General features: G+C 52.3%; 19 protein-coding genes and 1 pseudogene. 7 read left to right on the forward strand and 13 right to left on the reverse strand.

Translation table 11 applies throughout. The annotated features are described in order from the left end of the window. Positions 1-5: 5 nt before the first annotated feature. The 3 genes from artQ to artJ all read left to right on the forward strand — a co-directional run bounded on the left by artQ (position 6) and on the right by artJ (position 2291). A complete protein-coding gene (gene artQ, locus ACUY4S_RS15245) occupies positions 6-722 on the forward strand; it encodes an arginine ABC transporter permease ArtQ (protein WP_312688527.1) in 717 nt (238 codons plus the stop codon). Beyond that, entirely contained in the window at positions 722-1390 is a 669-nt protein-coding gene (artM, locus tag ACUY4S_RS15250) for an arginine ABC transporter permease ArtM (RefSeq protein ID WP_312688525.1), read from the forward strand. The genes artQ and artM overlap by 1 nt, the downstream gene beginning before the upstream one ends. 169 nt (positions 1391-1559) lie before the next feature. Then, on the forward strand, positions 1560-2291 hold the full coding sequence (gene artJ, locus ACUY4S_RS15255; RefSeq protein ID WP_312688523.1) for an arginine ABC transporter substrate-binding protein ArtJ: 732 nt from the start codon (positions 1560-1562) through the stop codon (positions 2289-2291). Between the two features lie 54 nt (positions 2292-2345). Here artJ and ACUY4S_RS15260 read toward each other — a convergent pair whose 3' ends face one another. From ACUY4S_RS15260 to nfsA, 11 genes are all read right to left on the reverse strand, one after another. After that, complete coding sequence (locus tag ACUY4S_RS15260) at positions 2346-4673, reverse strand: FdhF/YdeP family oxidoreductase (protein ID WP_458021610.1); 2328 nt, start codon at positions 4671-4673, stop codon at positions 2346-2348. 164 nt (positions 4674-4837) lie between these two features. Continuing rightward, positions 4838-5269, reverse strand: coding sequence for an Sbal_3080 family lipoprotein (locus ACUY4S_RS15265; RefSeq protein WP_312688519.1), 432 nt, complete (start codon positions 5267-5269; stop codon positions 4838-4840). Between the two features lie 66 nt (positions 5270-5335). Further along, entirely contained in the window at positions 5336-6466 is a 1131-nt protein-coding gene (gene rlmC / locus ACUY4S_RS15270) for a 23S rRNA (uracil(747)-C(5))-methyltransferase RlmC (RefSeq protein ID WP_312688517.1), read from the reverse strand. Positions 6467-6507: 41 nt separating this feature from the next. Further along, positions 6508-6978 (reverse strand): YbjO family protein, encoded by a 471-nt coding sequence (locus ACUY4S_RS15275; RefSeq protein WP_312688515.1) that lies wholly within the window; start codon positions 6976-6978, stop codon positions 6508-6510. A 74-nt stretch (positions 6979-7052) separates the two neighbouring features. Then, positions 7053-7898, reverse strand: coding sequence for a putrescine ABC transporter permease PotI (gene potI / locus ACUY4S_RS15280; RefSeq protein WP_312688513.1), 846 nt, complete (start codon positions 7896-7898; stop codon positions 7053-7055). Beyond that, the gene (potH, locus tag ACUY4S_RS15285) at positions 7895-8848 is read right to left on the reverse strand and encodes a putrescine ABC transporter permease PotH (protein ID WP_312688511.1); all 954 of its coding nucleotides are present in this window, start codon (positions 8846-8848) and stop codon (positions 7895-7897) included. Before potH ends, potI begins: the two co-directional genes overlap by 4 nt. Before the next feature lie 9 nt (positions 8849-8857). Then, on the reverse strand, positions 8858-9991 hold the full coding sequence (gene potG, locus ACUY4S_RS15290; RefSeq protein ID WP_312688509.1) for a putrescine ABC transporter ATP-binding subunit PotG: 1134 nt from the start codon (positions 9989-9991) through the stop codon (positions 8858-8860). Between the two features lie 139 nt (positions 9992-10130). Beyond that, a complete protein-coding gene (gene potF, locus ACUY4S_RS15295; RefSeq protein ID WP_312688507.1) occupies positions 10131-11243 on the reverse strand; it encodes a spermidine/putrescine ABC transporter substrate-binding protein PotF in 1113 nt (370 codons plus the stop codon). A 348-nt stretch (positions 11244-11591) separates the two neighbouring features. Next, positions 11592-12071, reverse strand: coding sequence for a YbjN domain-containing protein (locus ACUY4S_RS15300; RefSeq protein ID WP_312688505.1), 480 nt, complete (start codon positions 12069-12071; stop codon positions 11592-11594). Positions 12072-12157: 86 nt separating this feature from the next. Next, entirely contained in the window at positions 12158-13060 is a 903-nt protein-coding gene (gene rimK / locus ACUY4S_RS15305; RefSeq protein WP_312688503.1) for a 30S ribosomal protein S6--L-glutamate ligase, read from the reverse strand. 72 nt (positions 13061-13132) lie between these two features. Further along, on the reverse strand, positions 13133-13855 hold the full coding sequence (gene nfsA, locus ACUY4S_RS15310; RefSeq protein WP_312688501.1) for an oxygen-insensitive NADPH nitroreductase: 723 nt from the start codon (positions 13853-13855) through the stop codon (positions 13133-13135). A 175-nt stretch (positions 13856-14030) separates the two neighbouring features. On the opposite strand from nfsA, the gene ACUY4S_RS15315 reads away from it, so the two are divergent. Then, positions 14031-14294, forward strand: a complete 264-nt coding sequence (locus tag ACUY4S_RS15315) for a GrxA family glutaredoxin (protein WP_312688499.1) — start codon at positions 14031-14033, stop codon at positions 14292-14294. 31 nt (positions 14295-14325) lie between these two features. On the opposite strand, the gene ybjM is transcribed toward ACUY4S_RS15315, so the two are convergent. Next, positions 14326-14703, reverse strand: coding sequence for an inner membrane protein YbjM (gene ybjM / locus ACUY4S_RS15320; protein WP_312688497.1), 378 nt, complete (start codon positions 14701-14703; stop codon positions 14326-14328). A gap of 280 nt (positions 14704-14983) precedes the next feature. Here ybjM and ACUY4S_RS15325 point away from each other — a divergent pair, with 280 nt between their 5' ends. Continuing rightward, a complete protein-coding gene (locus ACUY4S_RS15325; RefSeq protein ID WP_312688496.1) occupies positions 14984-16669 on the forward strand; it encodes an aspartate:alanine antiporter in 1686 nt (561 codons plus the stop codon). A 394-nt stretch (positions 16670-17063) separates the two neighbouring features. After that, a complete protein-coding gene (locus ACUY4S_RS15330; protein WP_458021611.1) occupies positions 17064-18002 on the forward strand; it encodes a hypothetical protein in 939 nt (312 codons plus the stop codon). A gap of 25 nt (positions 18003-18027) precedes the next feature. Here ACUY4S_RS15330 and ACUY4S_RS15335 read toward each other — a convergent pair whose 3' ends face one another. Further along, positions 18028-18243, reverse strand: coding sequence for an ogr/Delta-like zinc finger family protein (locus ACUY4S_RS15335; protein WP_458021670.1), 216 nt, complete (start codon positions 18241-18243; stop codon positions 18028-18030). A 76-nt stretch (positions 18244-18319) separates the two neighbouring features. Here ACUY4S_RS15335 and ACUY4S_RS15340 point away from each other — a divergent pair. Then, positions 18320-18654 (forward strand): annotated as a pseudogene (locus ACUY4S_RS15340) (tyrosine-type recombinase/integrase); the annotation flags it as partial. Positions 18655-18733 lie beyond the last annotated feature (79 nt).

Below are 18733 nucleotides of genomic sequence, written 5' to 3' on the forward strand. Positions count from 1 at the left end.
ACTTAATGAACGAAATGTTTCCATTAGCGAGCGCCGCCGGGATGACCGTCGGCCTTGCCGTTTGTGCGCTGATCATCGGCCTGATTCTGGCGATGATCTTTGCCGTCTGGGAGTCCGTTAAATGGCGTCCCATTGCATGGATTGGCACGGCGTGGGTCACACTGCTGCGCGGCTTGCCTGAAATCCTGGTGGTGCTGTTTATCTATTTTGGCTCCTCACAGCTGTTACTGGTGCTTTCCGATGGTTTTTCCATCAACCTGGGTGTCGTGCGCATTCCGGTACAGGTACAGATTGAGAACTTTGATGTCAGCCCCTTCTTTTGCGGTGTGATCGCCCTGTCACTGCTGTATGCAGCCTACGCTTCGCAAACGCTGCGCGGCGCGCTGAAAGCCGTACCGGATGGGCAACGCGAATCCGGCCAGGCGCTGGGTCTGTCGAAAGCGGCGATCTTCTTCCGTCTGGTGATGCCGCAAATGTGGCGTCATGCGCTTCCAGGGCTGGGGAACCAGTGGCTGGTGTTGCTCAAAGACACCGCACTGGTGTCGCTGATCAGCGTTAACGACCTGATGCTGCAAACCAAAAGTATCGCTACCCGTACGCAGGAGCCGTTTACCTGGTACATTGTGGCGGCGGCGATTTACCTGGTGATCACCCTGCTCAGCCAGTGGATCCTTAAACGTATTGATCTGCGCGCCACGCGCTTTGAACGGAGACCGGGCTGATGCTGGAATTCTTACCCGAACTGTTCAAAGGCCTGCATACCAGTTTGACGCTGACCGTGGCATCACTGGTGGTTGCGCTGGTGCTTTCACTGGTGTTCACCATTGTGCTGACCCTGAAAACACCGGTACTGACGCTGATTGTGCGCGGTTACATTACCCTGTTTACCGGCACACCGCTGCTGGTACAGATCTTCCTGATCTACTACGGGCCGGGGCAGTTTCCGACATTGCAGAACTACCCGGTAATCTGGCATTTGCTGTCGGAGCCGTGGCTGTGCGCACTATTGGCACTGTCGCTGAACAGCGCCGCCTACACCACCCAGCTTTTTTACGGGGCGATTCGTGCTATTCCGGACGGTCAATGGCAATCCTGCCAGGCACTGGGAATGAGTAAAAAAGAGACGCTGGCGATTTTGCTGCCTTATGCGTTTAAACGTGCACTCTCCTCCTACTCCAACGAAGTGGTGCTGGTGTTTAAGAGTACTTCGCTGGCCTACACCATCACGCTGATGGAAGTGATGGGGCATGGACAGTTGCTCTACGGGCGCACCTACGATGTGATGGTATTTGGTGCGGCCGGTCTGATTTATCTGGTGGTGAATGGTCTGCTGACCCTGATGATGCGTCTGATTGAACGCAAAGCGCTGGCTTTCGAACGTCGCAACTGATTGCATAAATAATAAACACGAGGCGGGTAACGCATTTATTACCCGCCTTTTTTATTGGCCACATAAAATAGTTAAGCATTTTTGTTGCATATAAATTCAGTAGATGGCATTGTTAGCCCATGCCTCAGACACGGCAACAACAATAAGATTGACAGACAGGAGTTCCATAATGAAAAAACTGATACTGGCCGCCCTTCTCGCCACTTTCGCCGCAGGTGCCTCTGCTGCTGATAAAATTAATTTTGGCGTTTCCGCCACCTACCCGCCGTTCGAATCGATGGATGCGAACAACAAAATCGTCGGTTTTGATATCGATCTGGCCAATGCGCTGTGCAAACAGATGCAGGCAGAGTGCACGTTCACGAACCACGCCTTTGACAGCCTGATCCCGGCACTGAAATTTAAAAAATATGATGCGGTGATTTCGGGTATGGATATCACGCCGGAACGTAGTAAACAGGTTGCCTTTACCGAACCGTACTATGCCAACTCTGCGCTGGTTATTGCCAAAAAAGACGCTTTCAAGTCCTTTGAGGATCTGAAAGGTAAACGTATCGGTATGGAAAACGGCACCACACACCAGAAATACCTGCAGGATAAGCACCCGGAAGTCAAAACAGTGGCCTATGACAGCTACCAGAATGCGATTATCGACCTGAAAAATGGCCGTCTGGATGGCGTCTTCGGCGATACGGCAGTAGTAAATGAGTGGCTGAAAACCAACCCACAACTGGGGGTTGCTACGCCAAAAGTGACCGACGCGCAATACTTTGGTACCGGCCTTGGCATTGCGGTACGTCCGGACAATAAAGCCCTGCTGGAAAAACTGAACGCCGCATTGAAAGCCATTAAAGCCGACGGCACGTATCAGAAAATCAGCGACCAGTGGTTCCCGCAGTAATCTGCACATAACCCGATGAGCTTCGACTCATCGGGTTTATTTCCTCACCTTCCTTCACCGCCGCGCCCCGGACGTCACTGACGGAACCTGAACACGCTCCATCGCAACAGGCACGTTTTTATACGCCGGAATACCGCTTTTGGTGTCGTGGCTGTCGAGGGGGACCAGAACATTTGCTTCCGGGTAATATGCGCCCACCGACCCCGGTGCCATATCCAGCACCACAATGGTCAGGTTTTCCATCCGCCGCGACGTCGGGTTGCCCTGCGGATCGAGTGCAACCACATTCACCTGATCACCCACACGTAGCTCACGCTTCTCGGCTTCATCGGCATTAATAAACAGCACGTCGCGACGCCCGGTCACCCCGCGATAGCGATCGTTAAGCCCGTACAACGTAGTGTTGTATTGATCGTGGCTGCGCAGTGTGGTCAGCACCAAATCGTGGCATTTCAGCGATCGCGGATCTTCGTTTATTCCCTGCATCACTTTAAATTCAGCCCGGCCCGAAGGCGTATTCCACACCCGGACGGATGCAGCGTTAGGCAGACGGAACCCGCCAGGTGTTTTTACCCGTTCGTTGTACTGGTGAAAATCGGGAAAGACCGCTTCTATCGCATCGCGAATATTATTGTAGTCGCGCACCATTTTGTCCCAATCGACCACGGTATCCGGCAGGGTTGCTTTAGCCAGAGCTGCAACCAGTGCCGGTTCAGATTTCAGGTGCGGCGAGGCGGGGGTCAGCGTACCGCGCGAGGCATGTACCATCGACATCGAGTCCTCCACCGTCACGCTCTGCGCCCCCGATTGCTGCATATCGGTTTCTGTGCGACCTAATACCGGTAGCAGATAATTGTGTTTCCCCAGCAGTAAATGCGAACGGTTGAGCTTGGTGGCCATATGCACCACCAGATCAAGCTTACGCATCGCCGGAAAGGTGGTTTGCGGATCGGAAATCGCTTCTGCCAGGTTACCCCCCAGACACAACAAAGCGTTGACTTTACCGTCGCGCATCGTCTGGATTGCCGCCACCGCACCGTGACCATGCTCACGTGGTGGCGTAAAACCGAATACATTTTCAATGCGATCCAGCAGTGCCGGAGCGGGAATTTCAGTAATGCCAACCGTGCGATCGCCCTGAACATTCGAGTGACCGCGCAGCGGGCAAATGCCTGCGCCTTGCTTGCCAATGTTGCCGCGCAGCAGCAATAAGTTAGCAATTTGCTGCACGTTTTGCGTGCCATACTGGTGCTGCGTGATGCCCATTCCATAACAAATAATGGTGCGCTCTGCATCGGCATAAAGTCGGGCAATATTCTGAATTTCTTTGCGATCCATGCCGGAGAGCTTAAGAATATGATCCCAGTCAGTGGCGTCGAGATCCGCTTTCAGCGCCTCGAACCCCTGTGTATGTTCGCGAATGAATGCCTCGTCAATCACGCCGGCGTCGCCTTTTGCCTGCGCCTCTTCGTGCATCGACAACAGGATTTTCATCACCCCTTTGAGCATCGCGGCGTCGCCGCCAACCCGCACTTTATAATAGGTGGAGGCCAGTTTGGTAGAGCCTAACGCCAGCATCTCAATGGGGCTTTGCGGCGAGGTAAAACGTTCAAGCCCCCTTTCCCGCAACGGGTTGATAGCAACGATGGTGGCACCGCGTTTGGCAACTTCCCGCAAAGTACCGAGCATACGCGGGTGGTTCGTGCCGGGATTATGCCCAATGCACAGCACCAGGTCACAATGGTCAAAATCGTCCAGTTCCACCGTCCCCTTACCCACACCGATTGACTCCGGTAACCCCACGCTGGTCGGTTCATGGCACATATTCGAGCAATCCGGGAAGTTATTTGTTCCATACTCACGCGCAAACAGTTGCCAGAGGAATGCCGCCTCATTGGAGGCCCGTCCAGAGGTATAAAACTCCACACTATTAGGGTCCTGATAACCTTGCAGATGTTCGCCGATCTCTTGCAGAGCGGTGTCCCAGTCAACGGGTTGATAGGTATCGCTGGCCGGGTCGTACTTCATCGGGTGCGTTAAACGCCCTTCGCCTTCCAGTTCGAAAGCATTCCGCTGCCACAGCTCACTGACGGTGTGAGCAGCAAAGAATTCAGGCGTGGTGCGTTTGCTGGTTGCTTCCCATGACACCGCTTTCGCGCCGTTCTCACAAAATTCAAACGAGGAGGTATGCTGTGGATCGGGCCATGCGCAGCCTGGGCAATCAAACCCTTGCGGCTGGTTAACTTTGAAAAGTGCAATCACGTCCTGTTTGACTGACATTTGGCCGCGGAGTGCGTCCGCCACCGCTTTGAGCGCGCCCCAGCCACCTGCTGAACCGCCGTATGGCGCGATACCAATCGTTGATCGTTTTTGCTCTTTCATTCTGCCCCACATTATCAGTTGACCTGCTAATGCTTAAGCCTGGTATAAAAACCAAAAATTGCGGCAGACAGCGAGAATATAATCTCGCGCAAGCGTAAATAAGCGGCAGAATGCGCGATTTAAAGCAGCCACACCCGGGTAGCGTGGCTGTGGGAGGTGTTGAATCAATCGGCGGCGCCAACCAGGCGGTCAATCACCGGGTTGATTTTGTAGTCTGTTCCGCGCCATTTCATCAGTGACAATCCACCGCCGGCGCGTAAATGGAACTCTGCCGAGGCAATCATCACGCCATCACGATTGATGGTAAATTCGGCAGAGGAGAGATACGGCACCACATCCCAGGTACGACGCGCCGTATAGTTCATGATATAGGGGCAATTATCCGGACGGTTGCCGCTGAACACCACCGACTGGATATGGTTGTACGTCAGCCGTTGCTGCACAACAGGCAACAGATCGCTGACTTTTACCGCATCATTTTTTTGAATACAAATCCGGTTAATGGCTTCTGTTTTCGCTAACGGCGTGACACGGACCGAGGTACATCCCACCAGGCCGAAGAGAATGACCGGCAATAACATTTTTATTTTCATCATTTTATCCATTGTTTATTTACGCCGGAGCATTATGCCACCAGGATCCGGATAGGGCATTGACGAAAATTAAGGATGTCGAACCAGCAACGTCAGCACTTCGTAATGGGCAGTATGCGGGAACATGTCAAACAGCTGCACGCGTTCAACACGGTAGCCCGGCAGACGGCGAATATCACTGGCCATGGTGCTGGCATTGCAGCTGGAATAAACAATGTAAGGCGGTGCCATGCGGCTTAAATAGTCACACAGGGGTGCGCCAATACCACGTCTTGGCGGATTAACCAGCACCAGCGTCGGCACGTCGCCTTGCGCGGTGGCGAACTGCGTGGAATCCAGCGCCTGGAACTGCAGATTTTTCAGCCCCAGCGCCTGGGCAGATAGCGTTGCGCAGGCAATGGCTTCCGGCGCGATTTCAATGCCAGTCAGGCGCATTTCCGGCGTGGCGCAGTGCAGGCCAAAACCACCGACACCGCAGAACAAATCCCACATATGCGCCACCGGCAACGCCCGCACCCAGTCGCGCGCCGTGGCATACAGACAACTTGCTACCGTTGGGTTGGTCTGGAAAAAACTCTGTGGGCGGATCCACAGCGGTACGCCGTTAAAATTTTCCGCCAACGCCTGTTGCGCCGTCAGGAAGATTTCATGCTCCCCTTCCATAATGGCCATATGCACTGGCTGAATATTCGCGGAGATCACTCTCAACTGCGGTAACTGAGCCTGAAGGGCCGGTAGCGCGGCGCGCAATTGCGCGAGTTTAGCTTCCGAGCGCAGAACAAAACGCAGCATCATGTCACCGCCCTGCTGGCTCTCTGTTAATAGCAGGTACTTCAATTCGCCGCGCTTACGCGCCACGTTATAGGGGGTTAATCCAGCCTGCGCAATAAACGGCTTGAGTGCGGCAAAAACCGGGGCAAATGTCGGCGGGTAGAGCGGGCACGCGGTAAGATCTTCCGGCGTACCGTCACGATGCAGCATGCCCAACAGCGGCTTTTCGACGCTGCCGCTGACCACCATTTTGGCTTTATTACGAAACCCCTGTTCCGGACCACTCACCGGCACACACCACTGCGCGACGGGTAATCCATCCAGCAGGTGGCGGAGATGGTCCATTTTCGCGGTGAGTTGCGTGGCGATGGGTTGTTCAATCCACTGACAGGAGTGGCAACGACCAGCATCGTAAAGTGCGCACTGCATAATAAAGCCTTTCGTTTTGCGGGGGCGGGATTGTACCACCGTTATTGCAAACGGAAAAAGCGTCGGCTTGGCGAGGGGATAAACAACAGGAACAGCACCAGCAAATCCGGCAGTTTTTGCATCACCAGCGAGCGAAAAATCTCGCGCCGCGACTCGCCCGGGATACTGAACAATTCCGGATAACCATAGCCCAGCGATGCAGCCCATAAATAGCCGCTGGCAACGACCTGGGCAGCAAGATAGAGCCAGCGCGCCCAGTTGCGTCCTTTCACCACGGAAAACGCACACAGGATCTCAATAAATACCAGCAGCAGGCTGCCCAGGAAAATCAGCGTCAGACTCCAGGTCTGCGCGCTGCGCTGAACAAAATCAATCATCCCGCGCACGCCCAGCACGTTTATGACCATCAGCATATCTACACAGCGAATGATAATAATGGCGATGGCCGCCACCTGCACCAGGGCAGGCACATTCAGCTTCGCATGATGCGCTGTCTTGTTAACGGATCCCAATTCGGTGTTTTCCCTGTGAAAAAATGCCGCGGCAGGCGCGGCATCAGCAACACAATTTCCCGATTCTAATAACTTCAGCCTTGCCTTGCACGCTGGATGTCACGGACACGCTGCTTTTCCGCGCGGGCCATTAAATACCAGGCGATAAAACCCACAATACCGACCACGCCGAGGATCAAAGTAGCCAGCGCGTTAATTTCGGGATTCACACCCATTCGCACGCTGGAGAAGACCAGCATTGGTAAGGTGGTCGCGCCCGGGCCGGAAACAAAACTCGCAATCACCAGATCGTCCAGCGAGAGGGTAAACGCCAGCAGCCAGCCAGAGACAATCGCGGGCATGATCATCGGCAGGGTGATCACAAAGAACACCTTCAACGGCGTTGCGCCCAAATCCATCGCGGCTTCTTCTATTGAGCGGTCCAGCTCACGAAGGCGCGAAGAGATAACGACTGCCACATAAGCCGTACAGAAGGTGACGTGCGCCAGCCAGATGGTTAGCATGCCGCGATCCGCAGGCCAGCCAATCGCATGACCAAGAGCGACAAACAACAGCAGCAGTGACAGACCGGTGATCACATCCGGCATCACCAGCGGTGCCGTGATCATAAAGGCAAAGCCGTTGGAGCCACGAAAGCGGCCAAAACGCACCATGACCACCGCTGCAATGGTACCCAGCACCGCTGCCATGGTGGCCGCACAGGCAGCAATGGTCAGACTCAGCCCCACCGCGCTCATCATCGCATCATCGTGAAACAGCTCGCCATACCAGCGCGTAGACCAGCCCGCCCACACGGTCACCAGTTTTGAGCTGTTAAACGAGTAGATGACCAGCATCAGCATTGGCGCATACAGAAAGGTAAAGCCGAGCACGAGGATCAGAATACGCCACGGCGAGCGCACTACCGGTAAGTTGTTCATGCGTGGCCCTCCCCTTGTTTCTGCTGGTGTTTATGGAACCACATGATCGGCACTATCAGCAGGAGCAGCATGATCACCGCCACCGCCGATGCCACCGGCCAGTCACGGTTATTAAAGAACTCTTGCCATAACACGCGGCCAATCATAATGCTATCCGGGCCGCCCAGCAGTTCCGGGATCACAAACTCCCCCACCGCCGGAATGAACACCAGCATCGACCCGGCAATAATTCCGCCTTTGGTCAGCGGCACAATGACGCTGAAGAAAGTTTTCAGCGGGCGGGCGCCAAGATCCAGCGACGCTTCCACCAGCGAATAATCGATACGCGTCAGCGCGGTATAAATCGGCAACACCATAAACGGCAGATAGGCATACACAATGCCAATATACACCGCCAGGTTGGTGTGCAGGATCGTCAGCGGCTGATCGATAACGCCCAGCCACATCAGGAAGTTGTTCAGCACGCCATTATTTTTCAGGATCCCCATCCATGCATAAACACGGATCAGAAATGACGTCCACGACGGCAGGATCACCAGCAACAGCAGAATGTTACGCGTTGATGGCTTACTGTGTGCCACGGCCCACGCCAGCGGGTAGCCCAACAGCAGGCAACAGAGCGTGGAAATCGCCGCCACCTGCAACGACTGGAGATACGCTTCAAAATAGAGCGGATCATCGGTCAGTTGCAGGAAGTTGCCCAGATTCAGCGTCACGGTCAGCTGACCATCAGCCCATTCAATCAGGTCAGTGTACGGCGGGATCTGCCGCGCCATCTCTGCCAGGCTGATTTTGAAAACGATCAAAAACGGCAGCAGAAACAACAGCATCAGCCAGATGTAAGGCAGCGCAATCACCAGCTTGCGCCCGTGGCGCATTTGCATACGCGCCAGCCACAGTGTCAGACCGCCCGGTTTGGCGACGCGGGACGGTGGTTCCAGTGTACTCATCATCGCTCCTTAAACCGTCAGAACCACACAACTATCCGCATCCCAACAGAGACGAACTTCATCGCCCCATGTCGGTGCGCCTTTACGGTAGCGATGCGCGTTCTGCAACTGGGCGCTGATCATTTGCCCACTTTGCAAACGCACGTGATAAATAGAGAGGTCACCCAGGTAAGCGATATGCACCACTTCACCTACGGCAAAGTTGTAACCATCAGCGGGCGGCTCGTCGCACAGCATGATTTTTTCCGGACGCAGCGCCACATAAACAGGCACGTTATCCACGACGGAAGCATCGGGATCGACTTTCAGCGGATGCACCAGCCCCGGTGACTCGATCACCAGCCCGTCATCCTGGCGGTCTTTTAACAGCCCCTCGAAAACATTCACCGAACCGATAAACTCCGCGCTGTAACGGGTTGTCGGGTGTTCGTATATCTCTTCCGGCTCGCCAATTTGCACAAACTTACCGCGATTCATGATCGCGATACGCCCGGCCATGGTCATGGCTTCTTCCTGATCGTGCGTTACCATTACGCAAGTCACGCCTACGCGCTCAAGAATATCCACCACTTCTAATTGCATGCGGTCGCGCAGTTTTTTATCCAGCGCGCCCATCGGCTCATCAAGCAGCAGCAGTTTTGGCCGCTTGGCCAGGCTACGAGCCAGCGCAACGCGCTGACGCTGCCCGCCCGAAAGCTGATGCGGTTTGCGTTTGGCAAATTCGCTCATGTGCACCAGGCTCAGCATTTCTGCCACGCGGCTGGCGATTTCCGCTTTTGGCAGCTTGTCTTGTTTCAGGCCGAAGGCAATGTTCTGTTCCACCGTCATATGCGGGAAGAGCGCATAAGACTGAAACATCATATTGATCGGTCGCAGATAGGGCGGCACATGCGCCAGATCCACACCATCAAGCATGATCTGCCCGTGAGTGGGCTGTTCAAAACCGGCGAGCATACGCAGCAGCGTCGATTTGCCACAGCCGGATGCACCGAGCAGGGCAAAAATTTCGCCTTTATAAATGGTCAGGCTGACATCATCAACAGCATGCTGGCCGTCGAAGGATTTGGTCAGATTGCGGATTTCCAGCAGCGGCGTCAGATCCTTGCGGCTCTTCGCCTGTGGGCGGGGGATAGCGTCATTCACTCAAGTGCTCTCCGGCAAAAACATCGACCCGTATCAACGGGTTGTCGTACAAATGACTGGACAGAGGGCCAACGCCTCTGTCCATTTGTGGGGCAATTGCACTGCCCCGGTGCAGCAGTTCACCCGTCAGGTGATTGAATTATTTGCCGCTTTTAACTTTAGTCCACGCGCGGGTTCTGACGCGGTCGATTTTCGGATCCTGGACTTTCAGCGTAAACAGTTTGGCGAAAACATCCGGCGGCGGGAAAATAGCCGGGTTATCACGCACTTCGGCGCTGATCAGCGGTACCGAGGCTTTGTTACCGTTAGCGTAGAACACATGATCGCTAATGTGGGCGATCACATCCGGGCGCATCAGATAGTTAAGAAACTGATAAGCCTCGTCTTTGTTTTTCGCATCCGCCGGCATAGCGAAGACATCGAAGAACGCCAGCGCGCCCTCTTTCGGAATGGTATAGGAGATGTTTACGCCATTCTTCGCTTCTTTAGCGCGGTTCGCAGCCTGCCAGACATCACCAGCCCAGCCGATAGCGACACAGATGTCGCCATTTGCCAGATCATTGATGTACTGCGAAGAATGGAAGTAACGGATATTCGGACGCAGCTTCAGCAGCAGATCGGTGGCTGCAACGCTGTAATCATCCGCCTTGCTACTGTTCGGATCTTTGCCGAGGTAATTCAGCACCGTGGCGAAAATCTCTTCCGGTGCATCCAGGAAGGAGACACCGCAACTTTTCAGTTTTTCGAGGTTTTCGGGTTTCAGCACCAGATCCCAGCTGTTCACCGGCGCATCTTTGCCGAGTGCAGCTTTCACTTTATCGACGTTATAACCAATGCCGGTCGTGGCCCACAGATACGGGAAAGCGTATTTGTTATCCGGATCGTGTTTAGCGACCATTTTCAGCACTTCCGGATCGAGATTTTTCCAGTTCGGCAGCTTGCTTTTATCCAGCGGCTGGAAAACACCGGCCGCCAGCTGGCGCTCAAGGAAGCTGGCAGATGGCACCACCAGGTCGAAGCCGGTACTGCCCGCCATCAATTTACCTTCCAGCACTTCGTTGGAGTCAAACACGTCGTAAACGACTTTAATGCCGGTTTCTTTTTCGAAATTCGCGACGGTGTCCGGCGCAATATAATCAGACCAGTTATAAACATGCAGCGTCTTTTGCTCCGCTGCGAGCGTGCTGGCAGAGACAGCCATCAACGCACCCGCAACAAGACCCGATACCCATTTTTTACTCAAGGCGGTCATATCTCATTCCTTCTGGAAAGTTCGTCAATCTACGAACTAAGTGTACGCATTTAAGATATGCAAGAATCATGCATATTTTGTCACTCTGCACAGCACCGGAGCAGAAAACGCTTCCGGCGGACGCCGCATGCTATTTTAAGCACCGCAAGAATAACTGTAGCCAGGGTTTGAGGCTATAGGTCAGATTAAAAAACGCCTTTTATCAATTTTTTATGCAAGAAGTGTCTATGTGATAAGCCGTTACGCGAGGATTGGCGGTGAATAATGCTTTAAGAAAAGGTTAATTGCAGAATAATAATATTTATTATGCAGTCGCTCTGGCAGCGACTGCGCTAATGCGACGACGAGTCAGTGAAGAAAATTGTGCGACTCTTCAGCAGCCGACAGGTCTTCTTCCCCGGAAGTGAATAACAGCTGATGCGCATTGGCTTCCATAATCACCATCGAGATCTGTTCTTCGCTTTGACGAACAAACCAGGCAAACTGCTCAAACGTGACGCCAGGGCCGACCGATAAAGATTGACAGACCACCAGCTTGGGCAGGTTATCATCCTGAATATCCAGAAACGCTTTGACCGTGAGTGAGCTGGCATTAATGGCGGACAGATCGGAGGCCAGCGCGAGCAGCGCAGAAGGCTTGACTTCAGCCATGGCGGTAAAAAGCAGAATGTCATTAACAAGGTCGACTTTGGCATCGAACACGCCGTCAAAATTCTGCATATGCGGCAGGTGCAATGCCTGGCAGTTATCACACTCAAAAAAGGTGATGCCCAGTTCGTCGAGCCAGTGACGAAGCGTGTCCAGACCAGGAACGACGAGTGAATCCATAAAGCAGTGCTCTCTTACTGAAAAAAATTGCCCATAGCTTACGCAAAAAGCGTCAGCCATACCATTAATAGCGCAGGAAAATCGACCTACCCGCCTGTTTTCAGGCAAAACCCCGGCGTGGCATGGCGTTCAATCCACTGGATCATCCGCCCTGCAATATCCACCCCGGTGGTTTTTTCTATTCCTTCAAGGCCTGGGGATGCGTTCACTTCCATCACCAGCGGCCCCCGATTGGCGCGCAGAATATCCACCCCGGCCACGTCAAGCCCCAGTGTCTGTGCGGCCTGCAACGCCATTTCGCGCTCACGCGGCGAGATAGTCGCAACCGTCGCCACGCCGCCGCGATGCAGGTTCGAGCGGAAATCGCCCTCTTTCGCCCGGCGCTCAATCGCCGCCACCACTTCATTACCCACTACCAGGCAGCGCACATCGCAGCCTTTGGCCTCTGCGATATATTCCTGAACCAGAATGTGTGCATTTAGCCCGCGAAACGCATCGATCACACTTTCGGCAGCCTGCCGGGTTTCGGCCAGTACCACGCCAATACCCTGCGTGCCTTCAACCAGTTTCACCACCAGCGGCGCACCGCCTACCATATTGATCAGATCGCTGGTGTCATCAGGAGAGTGGGCAATGCCCGTCAGGGGCAAATCAATGCCCTGCCGCGCGAGCAGTTGTAAAGAACGCAACTTGTCTCTGGCACGGGTAATCGCAACAGATTCATTCAGCGGATAACTTCCCAGCATTTCGAACTGGCGCAGGGCGGCGGTACCGTAAAAGGTGATGGCTGAACCAATACGCGGGATCACCGCATCAAAATGCGGCAGCTGGCGGCCTTTATAGTGAATCGACGATGCCGCAGGACTGATATTCATATAGCACGAAAGCGGATCGAGGATTTCGACGACGTGGCCGCGCTGCATGGCGGCTTCTCGCAGACGTTTACATGAATAGAGCGTTCCATCCCGGGATAATATGGCTATTTTCACCCTGCACCTCGCTAAGAAGACCGGTTAAAGCCCGCGTATAATACACGTAGCGACGTGCAGGATGAACGGGAATTAGCGTGTCGCCCAGCCCTGTTTATGCAAATAATCAAGAATAAACGGACGGCTCTCTTTAATGATGGTCCGCCGAATATGATCGCTCCATGTATCGGTGCGGGTGTTGCTACCACGTGTCTGATAATAGTGCGCGATTTGCCGGTCATACTCTGCCAGTACCGCTTCATCCAGCGGCTGGTAGTGATTTTCATGCACCACCAGTTGAGCAGGCAGACGCGGTTTCTGTCCCGGATCGTCCGCAGGCCAGCCAAGGCACAGGCCAAACAGGGGCAGAACGTGCCGCGGGATCTGCAACCGCTCCCCTACTGCTTCAATATTGTTACGAATGCCGCCAATATACACACCGCCCAGCCCCAGCGATTCCGCCGCCGTAAAAGCATTTTGCGCCATCAGCGCGGTATCAACCACACCTAACAGTAACTGCTCCGCCAGGCCAGGGTTAGCCTCCGGGCAGATCTGAAAATTGCGATGGAAATCTGCGCAGAACACCCAGAACTCCGCCGCCTGCGCTACATGGGGTTGCCCGCCGGTTAACGTGACCAGCTGCTGACGCAGGGCCGGATCGGTCACCCGAATAATCGAGCTGCACTGAAGGAAGCTGGAACTGGATGTCGCCTGCGCACTGGCGATGATCGCCTCACGCTGGGCTTCAGTTATGGGCTGATCGGTAAAATGGCGAATGGAACGATGGGCGCACAGCAATTCAATCGTCGGTGTCATGATGAATAATCCCCCGGATAAACAAGACCTCCAGTATAGGCCAGCTTGCCCGGCGTGTATTACCGTGCGTTGCGCTGAAAGGTTGCAAAAATTAAAGCAACAGGCATAACCTGCTTTCCCTCACCGTCGGTTATGGTCATCATAGCCGGTAGTCAATTAAAGATTGGGAGAGAGCATGTTCGCTGTAATTTTTGGCCGCCCTGGCTGCCCATATTGCGTACGCGCAAAAGAACTGGCAGAAAAACTGACCAACGAGCGCGATGACTTTAATTATCGTTATGTGGACATCCACGCTGAAGGGATCACCAAAGCGGATCTGGAAAAAACCGTGGGCAAACCGGTTGAGACCGTGCCCCAGATTTTCCTCGATCAGCAGCACATTGGCGGATATACCGACTTTGAAGCTTATGCCAAAGCGAATCTTGGCCTGTTTGCCTGATACAAGAAAAACGCCCTCTGCTGAGGGCGTTTTATTTTCTGCTACCGGCCTGAGCGTGACACAGATTTCGCAAAAAATGGCAGCCTAACCCGCCAATGCCGCACCAGAACACCGCACTGAACATCCATGCCACCAGTTGCCAGAACGGGCGAGCCGGGGCTAACAACAGATGAGCCAGTACATAGCAGACAGGCGCAGCCACAACCGCGCCCATCAGCGGCAATATGATATGGCGACGGCGCGAAACCAGGCAGCCCGCCACACCAGGAATGATGAACAGCAGTAGCCCCAATTCAGGATGCGCAGAACCCGGTAATTCAGCGCGCACCTTTAGGATCAGAAAAAGGCAAACCGCAATAAAAAGGATAAAACAGCAAATAAAACCGATCCAACTTTGTCTGTTCTTCAAACAATCCTCCTGAAACTTTCTCTGGCGTACTTATCATTCATTCAAAAAGAACGTCCGGACAGATAAAGCATGGTGGCGATCCTTGCCTAAAAAAGTACCCGAGTGAATACGCGATTCTCACTAGCCGTTGTAATCCAATACGATTAAACTAGCGGCCAGTTTTTGTTTTGTGAGGAAGTTCTGGTATGGCACTGATTTTTTACGTCAGCGCACAAACAAAACACTAGCTTAAATAACCATTTCTTTCAACAGCTTACAAGTAAACAAGAAGTTAGCCTCCGTGAATATAAACGTCGCAGATTTGTTAAACGGGAATTACATACTGTTATTGTTTGTCGTTCTGGCTCTCGGGCTTTGTCTCGGTAAATTACGCCTTGGTTCAGTACAACTCGGTAATTCCATTGGCGTTTTAGTCGTTTCATTATTATTGGGTCAGCAGCATTTCAGCATTAACACCGATGCACTAAACCTGGGCTTTATGCTGTTTATTTTCTGTGTCGGCGTTGAAGCCGGGCCTAACTTTTTTTCCATTTTTTTTCGGGATGGTAAGAATTACCTGATGCTGGCGCTGGTATTAGTCGGCAGCGCCCTGTTGATTGCGTTAGGGTTAGGCAAACTCTTCGGCTGGGATATCGGCCTGACCGCCGGGATGCTGGCAGGGTCCATGACATCAACCCCGGTACTCGTCGGTGCGGGCGATACATTGCGCCACTCAGGCATGGAAAGCGGCCAACTCTCCAGCGCGCTGGATAACCTCAGCCTCGGCTATGCGTTAACCTATTTAATTGGTCTGGTGAGTCTGATCTTTGGTGCCCGCTATCTGCCGAAGCTGCAACACCAGGACCTGCAGACCAGCGCCCAACAAATTGCCCGGGAACGCGGGCTCGATACCGATGCTCACCGTAAAGTCTATCTGCCGGTGATCCGAGCTTATCGCGTGGGCCCGGAACTGGTGGCCTGGGCCGATGGAAAAAACCTGCGAGAGCTGGGGATTTACCGCCAGACCGGTTGCTATATCGAGCGTATTCGTCGTAATGGCATACTTGCCAGCCCGGACGGTGACGCCGTTCTGCAAATGGGTGATGAGATTTCGCTGGTGGGCTACCCGGATGCGCATGCGCGCCTCGATCCGAGTTTCCGCAACGGCAAAGAAGTGTTCGACCGCGACCTGCTCGATATGCGCATCGTTACCGAAGAGATCGTGGTCAAAAACCATAACGTAGTGGGTCGCCGCCTGGCACAGCTTAAGCTTACCGATCACGGTTGTTTCCTGAACCGCGTGATCCGCAGCCAGATTGAAATGCCGATCGATGACAACATCGTGCTCAACAAAGGCGACGTATTGCAGGTCAGCGGTGATGCACGCCGGGTGAAAACCATCGCCGATCGCATTGGCTTTATTTCCATTCACAGTCAGGTTACCGACCTGCTCGCCTTTTGCGCGTTCTTTATTGTCGGCCTGATGATCGGCATGATCACCTTCCAGTTTAGTTCCTTCAGTTTCGGCGTCGGGAATGCTGCAGGCCTGCTGTTTGCCGGCATCATGCTTGGCTTCCTGCGTGCCAACCACCCGACCTTCGGCTATATCCCGCAGGGCGCGCTGATGATGGTAAAAGAGTTTGGTTTGATGGTGTTTATGGCCGGCGTTGGCCTGAGCGCGGGCAGTGGGATTGGTAATGGTCTGGGCGCGGTGGGCGGCCAGATGCTGGTGGCCGGTTTGATTGTTAGCCTGGTGCCGGTGCTAATCTGTTTCCTGTTCGGCGCGTATGTGCTGAAGATGAACCGCGCCCTGCTGTTTGGTGCCATGATGGGGGCGCGTACCTGCGCACCGGCCATGGAGATCATCAGCGATACCGCGCGAAGCAATATCCCGGCGCTGGGCTATGCGGGCACTTACGCCATCGCCAACGTGTTGCTGACGTTAGCCGGTACATTGATCATCATCATCTGGCCTGGCCTCGGATAAGTCTGAAGATGAAAAATATTTCCGTTACGCGCAGAACTTTTTTCTGGGGTGTCAGTCATAACTAGTGCCACTGCTTTTCTTTGATGTCCCCATTTTGTGGAGCCCATCAACCCCGCCACTTAGGTTCAAGGTTGATGGGTTTTTTGTTGCCTGCTATTTTATCCCTTGCAAAACTGCGTGTTAGCCCATCCCTTTTCTGTCAATGGCGATAAAATGGCGGCAGCGCAGAAACCTATGTGATAGTGAGGTATAGCACTTACACACGGGCTCATGCCCTTCAGGGATCACTAAATTTAGCAAGGACAGTTTTTTACTTGTGAATGTTACCTATTAATTTTAAATTGAATTCTATTCCAGAAAATCACCAAGATTATGATGCCCTTATGGAGTGCTAATGTCTATTTTAGAACTTTTCCGTATGAGCGAAGGAAATATTAAGTCACTTCGTGTTCTCAACCAAATAGAAGTCGATAGTATTATATCCAATTGTTCGAAGTTAATTGCTTTTCAACGCCACCATGCATTAATTGAATATGTTATATATAATTACAATGCGCTTAACGACCTTTTTGTAAAAAAAGCAATTCAATATACATCTATTGAACTTAACGATCTAGGCTATCCTTTCGACAATTTATTCCTAGAGTCAAATGCATTAATCCTTAATTTTCTTGCGTCAGCCAGAACTTTTATAGACCATATGGAAGCAAATATAAGAAAAAGCGACAACGAAAAAGGAACGAAAATTTCTTTTTTCAAAGAACTTACAGCTCATGAATTTGACAGTAAATTTTCATACAAATTTATGGGCAAACTTAGGAACTATGTCCAACATTGTGGGATGCCTCCTTTAAACTATACTATCAGTAAAAATCATGAAGATAACAATATACTAAACACTACTTTAAATGTAATGTTCAACCGAGATGCACTTTTAAGAGAGTATGATAGCTGGGGTTCCCATGTCATACCTCAACTCAAGGCACAAACACCAGAGTTTTCCATTTTCATATTGATGAATGAATACATTTACTCATTAATCAAGATATATATCACATATACAAAGCAAGATAATCTTTTAGGAACATTAAAGGCAAAACAAGAAATACTATCTATTATCAATCAAGGCGAAGGATATTACCTTAATGACTATGCTATAGGAAAGATAACACCTCAGGATGAAGGTGTAAAAATAAATCCATCAACGATACCAGCATCTTTATTGAAAAAGATAGACACGTTCTCAAAAATTGAACTTCTTCTTGAAGACCATAAAGCAACAGAGTTTTTTGATTATAATAGCTTAAAAGAAATCATCAAATACAAGCAATAAAAAACCCGCCAGCGGCGGGTCAGAATCAATAAACTAATTGCCCCTGCGTTCCTTTCGGATGAGGCGGAGCTGCACTGATTTTCTGCGGGCGGCATACAGAGCGAACATAGGTTTCATGCGTGACGAAAGTATGCCCGCATTCAATATTCGTGCACTGGTTATATCGTTCCTTGGTTTCACTGGAAACCTGAAAGCTACTGCGGGTATGCGCGGCCTGGCCACGCAGTGGACAATTCATAATTCTCTTTCGCCCTCATTCTTAACCAGTTCGCAATAATGATACCTTATGGTTCTCAGTAGGGAACTAACCGTTCAATTATGAAGAAATCATTGCGCTGGACGGCTTCAAGTTTTTCACGGATTGCTACTTTCAGTTTTTAGCGATGGTGGAGAAAACGTCGATTGTGCTTCCCTTGGGCAGCTAACCCACGCACTGCGCCACGCATTTGCAGCACACTTTATGATGTCCGGCGGCAACATTCTTGCTCTGCAAAAAATACTGGGGCACCACGATATTAAAATGACCATGCGCTATACGCACCTTGCGCCGGATCACCTTGAAACGGCTCTGCGCTTCAATCCCAATACGACAATGCGCAGTGGCGACAGAGGATTGTTTACAATATCGGAATGTATTAACCGGAAGCGATAATTGAAAAGATAAAAAAGCCCCTGCGTCAGCAAGCAGGGGCAACAGGAAGTGTCGACTGGTTATTATTATGGGTTACGTC

The sequence above is a fragment of the Kosakonia beeri genome, from assembly GCF_054165705.1.